Here is a 1498-nt window from a genome sequence, read left to right as displayed (position 1 = left end):
CAAGACAGGCCAAGGAATTTATCAAGGATGCAAGCCTTGTCAAAATTAATGGGTAAGCGTTTCTGCTTCCTCGGTGTTGGATTAGAAAGCGTGAAATCTGAGAAGAAAAAAAAGATAGCTGATATCTTTGAAAAAGCCGATCTGCTATACCTTAGAGATAACCATTCCTATGAAATGGCATTGCAACAGCTTCAACTTGCTAAATCACCTGACTTAGGAGGTGATTTGGCTTTCTTAGATTTGACTATTTATGAAAAGTTTGTCAAACCAGCCCAGCAAGCTAGTGATATTTCCAACATATCCTTCTCTGGAAAATTTTGGTGGGGTGAAGGCAGGGCTGAGTTTTATGCCAAACAGTTAATGCCACTCATTGAGAAGTATAATTGTATGATTCATTTGCTACCAGGACATTTAGGAAATGAAAGAAATGATAATCGCTTCCACGAACGACTGAAGAAATATTTACCCGCTTCTAATTGCCAAATCAACTCATGGAAAAATCCGGAAGAGTTTCTAGCAATCCTGAGGCATATGGATTTTCACATAGGTAATCGCCTGCACTCAATTATACTAGCCGATCTTCTTGGCATTGCCAATATTGGAATTGTTAATTCCGAATCAAAAATTAAGCATTACATTGATAAGTCAGAAATGCTACCGACAGCAAGAGTGGTAAATTTTATGGAGCCCTTGTCTCTAGAGCGGATAGAAACCATTTTCAAAAATTACAAAAGACCAGAAGAGTTTATCTGCCAAGAATCAAAAACTGCGAAAGAATGTCTTGATAAAGTTTTTGCCAATAGATAGTTTTCCCTTTATTCAACTACACTAATAAATCTTATGAAACTACTGCATGTTGAAAAAATCATTGCTAATGACACAGTGAGACTTGTTGGTCTCGTGCAGGTTGATAGCCTTGACCAAGAAATAGAGATTTATTTTGAATATCCTCAACGATTCGCTGATTTTGTCAGTGAAAGCGCCGATGCTTTTGTTCCTGCCTTACTTTTACCGGCAATGGAGAAAGGTGAAAATCTGGAGATAAAACCGCTGATGTCCGCGAAACTTTTCCGAAATTTACCTACCATACAAGATATCTTTCATCAGTGGTATCCATCCCAGCTTAAAAAAGTTTTAGTTACCGCAGAATCCCCAACAAACTATGATCAAAAATCCCTTAGCAAAGTTGGGGCATTTTTCTCCTTGGGAGTGGATTCGTTTTATACCTTTATTAAACATACGAAGACCCGTAGCGACCTTGCACTTCCCCTTTCTCATTTAATTTACATGAAAGGCATTGAGCGACCTTTACGCATTTATAAACATGGTCAAGAAAAAAAGGTAATCTCAAGGATTATGGAAGTTGCCCATGCAGCCAGTATAGATTGTATTGTCGGTGAAACAAATATCCGCAATCATTTTAACTTACAATGGGGACCTTATTATCATGGGGCTGGCTTGGCTTCAGTGTCACTTTCTCTTTCAGCAGGTTTAGAAA

At 38.2% G+C, this 1498-nt stretch carries 2 protein-coding genes; both read left to right on the top strand.

What is annotated here, in order from left to right; translation table 11 throughout:
* On the top strand, positions 1–807 hold an 807-nt coding region (locus tag F6K37_RS41980), incomplete at its 5' end, for a polysaccharide pyruvyl transferase family protein (RefSeq protein WP_287257165.1).
* A gap of 33 nt (positions 808–840) precedes the next feature.
* Positions 841–1498 (top strand): hypothetical protein (locus tag F6K37_RS41975; RefSeq protein ID WP_287257164.1); only part of this gene is annotated, 658 nt, incomplete at its 3' end.

It is taken from the genome of Moorena sp. SIO4E2, assembly GCF_010671945.1.
Classification (GTDB): domain Bacteria; phylum Cyanobacteriota; class Cyanobacteriia; order Cyanobacteriales; family Coleofasciculaceae; genus Moorena; species Moorena producens.
This window is presented reverse-complemented; position numbering and strand designations above follow the sequence as displayed.